Source organism: Streptomyces graminilatus, from assembly GCF_001418565.1.
Lineage (GTDB): Bacteria > Actinomycetota > Actinomycetes > Streptomycetales > Streptomycetaceae > Streptomyces > Streptomyces graminilatus.
In genome coordinates, this window is sequence record NZ_LIQQ01000487.1 from 1 (window position 1) to 3,780 (window position 3,780).

Genomic DNA, 3,780 nt, shown 5'->3' on the forward strand with positions numbered 1-3,780 from the left:
GGCGAGTACGGCGGCCAGCGCGGCGATGCCGAGCAGCGCGAGCAGCCCGGTCCCGTCGGGCAGCACCCGGCCGAGCGCGTCCGCGAGCCCGTTGTCCACCACCGCGCGGACGACCACGCCCAGCGCCAGCACGAACGCCAGGAATCCGGGCGCCGTGGCCCGCAGCACGGACAGCGGGGTGGCCTGGCGCCGCAGCAGCGCGCGTCCCGACAGTACGAGCGCCCCCGCCAGCGCGGCCCACGCGGGATCGATGCCCAGCGCCGAGGCCACCACGAACCCGGCCAGCGTGCAGGCCACGGTGACCAGGGCGAACAGGGGAAGCGCGGGCACGTCGGCCGTATCCGCGTCAGTATCCGTATCCGTATCCGTATCCGTGGTTCCGGGCGGAGCGATCAGAGCCGGTGCCGCCAGGTCGGCCGCGAAGAAGCGCCGGAACACCAGGTACTCGGCGCCGATCGCGACCAGCCAGGGCAGCGTCATCAGCGCGGCGAACCGGGTGAAGCTCAGGCCGCTCGCGCTGAACGCCAGCAGGTTGGTGAGGTTGGAGACCGGCAGCAGCAGCGACGCCGTGTTCGACAGATGTGCGCAGGCGTAGGAGTGCGGCTTGGGACGCACCCCTGTCCGTACGGCCGTGGCGAACACCACCGGCGTGAGCAGCACGATGGTCGCGTCCAGGCTCAGTACCGCCGTGATCGCCGAGGCGAGCACGAAGACCGAGGTGAGCAGCCGGCCGGGCCGGTGCTTCGACCACCGGGCCATCCACGCCCCGCAGGCCCGGAAGAGCCCCTCGACATCGCAGAAGTGGGCCAGCACCAGCACCGCCGCGAGAAAGCCGACCACCGGCCCGAGCCGCTCGGCCTCCTCCCAGGCATGGGCCGGCGAGATCGCCCCGGTGAGCACCACGAGCCCGGCGGCGGGCACCGCCACGACCGCCTCCGGCAGCCCGAACGGGCGGACGACGGCGCAGGCCAGTACGGCGACGAGGAGCACGACGGACAGGGTCTCGGCGGACAGGGAGTTCAGGGTTCGGTCCTCCGGGACAGGGATGTCGGCACCCCTCCATGAAACCAGCCCCCGCTCGCCGGCCCCTCGACCGGGTCAGCCACCCTCACCGGGACGGAAGACCGGCCGACTCGAACACCGGGGCCCGAACACCGGGGCCCGAACACCGGGGCCCGAAAACCGGGGACGGACTCACATCTCGTCGGTGAGGGACAGCTCCGCCCAGATGGTCTTCCCGTCGGATGTGTGACGGCTGCCCCACCGCTCGGTGAGCTGGGCGACCAGCAGCAGACCGCGCCCGCCCTCGTCGAAGGTCCTGGCGCGCCGCAGGTGCGGGGCGGTGTGGCTGGTGTCGGAGACCTCGCAGATCAGGGTGGCCGCGTCATGGATGAGCCGCAGCCGGATGGGGTGCGAGCCGTACCGGATGGCGTTGGTGACCAGTTCGCTCACCACCAGCTCGGTGGTGAACGTGGCCGCGCTCAGGTCCCATACGTCGAGCTGCTCGCCGACCTGCTTGCGGATCGGCGCGACGAGCGCCGGGTCGGCCGGGATGTCCCACGTCGTGACATGGGAGGCGGGCAGGCCCTGGGTACGGGCCAGCAGCAGCGCCACGTCGTCCGCCGCGCCGCCCGGCGGGAGCAGGGTGTGCAGGACGCGGTCGCACGTCTCGTCGAGCGAGTCCGCGTACGCCGCCAGCGCGTCGCACAGCATTCGGTGACCGGCGTCGATGTCCCGCTCGCGGCTTTCGATCAGCCCGTCGGTGTAGAGGGCGAGGACCGTGCCCTCGGGCAGTTCCAGCTCCGTGGACTCGAACGGCAGCCCGCCCAGACCCAGCGGCGGACCCGCGGGCAGCCGCACCTGCCGGGGCGTGCCACCCGGCGTGAGCATGACGGGCGGTGGATGCCCGGCGCGGGCCAGGGTGCAGCGCCGCGACACCGGGTCGTACACCGCGTACAGACAGGTCGCCCCGACCTCGCCCGGGCCGCCCTCGGTGCCGGCCTCGGCGGACAGCCGTACGACGAGATCGTCGAGGTGGGTGAGCAGCTCGTCCGGGGCGAGGTCGATGTCGGCGAGGGTGCGTACGGCGGTGCGCAGCCGGCCCATGGTGGCGGACGCCTGGATGCCGTGGCCGACCACGTCCCCGACGACCATCGCGACCCGCATCCCGGACAGCGGGATCACGTCGAACCAGTCGCCGCCCACCCCGGCCCGGGCCGCCGGGAGATAGCGCGACGCGGCTTCCAGGGCGGCCGTGCGCGGCAGGGTCCGGGGGAGGAGACTGCGTTGCAGGGCGAGCGCGGTCTCGCGTTCGCGGGAGAACCGGCGGGCGTTGTCGATGCAGACGGCGGCCCGGGCGGTCACCTCCTCGGCGAGCAGCGCGTCGTCGGCCGTGAACGGGTCGGGCCGCCGGTACCGGCTCAGGACGGCGACGCCGAGCGTCGTACCGCGCGCCGTGACCGGCACGGACATCGTGGAGTGGATGCCGAATTCCTTGACCCGGCTGGAGCGGGCCTTGTCCCAGGCCAGCCACTGCTCGAAGTCTCCCGAGGGCACGGTGGCCACGATGGTGCGGCCCGCGAGGAGGGAGTCGGCCTGGGGTGAGGAGGCGGGGTACTGGTCGAGCTGTCCCGGCTTGGTCACGGCTTCGGGGCTGCCCGGAATGATCGACCGGTGGGCGGCCCGGCGCAGACTGAGGGGCAGCGTCAGCTCGGCCGGACGGTGGTCGCCGTCGTGCTCCGGCGGGTCCAGCAGATCGACGCTGACGAAGTCGGCGAGCGCCGGGACGCAGACGTCCGCCAGCTCCTGGGCCGTCCGGGTGACGTCGAGGGTGGTGCCGATGCGCACACTCGCCTCGTTGACCAACTGGAGCCGCTCCCGCGCGAGGTACTGCTCGGTGAAGTCGTGGGCCGCGAGACAGACCCCCCGCACCTGCCCCTCGGCGTCCGTCAGCGGTGCCAGCCGGGCCAGCCAGGCGTGCGCGTGCTCCTCGCCGCCGGTGCGCAGATAGGTCTGGACGTCCTTGGCCCGGCCGCTGGTCAGTACGTCGACCATGTGCCGCTCCAGCTCCGCGCTGTGCTCCCGGCCGCCTATCTCGGAGAGTCTGAGCCCCCGGATGCGCTCCAGCGGCAGGCCGATGACGGCGGTCATGGCGTCATTGACGCCGTGCAGCCGCAGCCGGTCGTCGTAGACGGCCGTCGCACAGGGCGCCTGGGTCAGCGCCGCCCGCATCAGCGCGTCCCCCGGGGGCCGGGAACCGTTCTCCAGGGGGGTGACGAGGAGCCAGTCGCCCAGGCCGCCGTCCGGGGCCGGACGGTAGTGGGCGAGGAGCCAGGAGGACACCGTCCGGCCGTCGCGGTGACGCAGGGCGAGGGTGCCGTTCCAGATCTCCCCCGCCGGGCGCCCGGGCATGTCCTGACCGTCGGTGTCGTCGACTGCCAGCAGGGAAGTGGCGGGACGGCCCAGCACCTCGGTCGCCGACCAGCCCAGCAGCTGCCGGGCGCCCTCGTTCCAGCCGGTCAGCGCGCCCCGCGCATCGACGACTGCCCGCGCCGTGGCGGCATCGTCGAACGGGTATACCGGACTCATCGTCGCCACTCCATCGCGAACTCACCGTGAGCAAGGGATGTCACCGGTGGTCCACACTAGTGCGTTCTGTCCCCGAGCGGTCGGGAACACCCCTGTCCCAGGCCGTCGCGGCTCGTCCAGCGCAAGCCCTTTCTCGCCCCCGCCGCCCCTACCCGTCCCGTACCTCGGGGGCTCCGCCCCCGAGGTACGGGA

At 73.1% G+C, this 3,780-nt stretch carries 2 protein-coding genes; both read right to left on the reverse strand.

Annotated features, from left to right (window positions below; all coding sequences use genetic code 11):
* The coding region (locus AOK08_RS33620; protein ID WP_079054428.1) for an SLC13 family permease at positions 1-1,023 on the reverse strand (1,023 nt) is incomplete at its 3' end.
* 171 nt (positions 1,024-1,194) lie between these two features.
* A complete protein-coding gene (locus AOK08_RS33625; protein ID WP_055533047.1) occupies positions 1,195-3,588 on the reverse strand; it encodes a SpoIIE family protein phosphatase in 2,394 nt (797 codons plus the stop codon).
* Positions 3,589-3,780 lie beyond the last annotated feature (192 nt).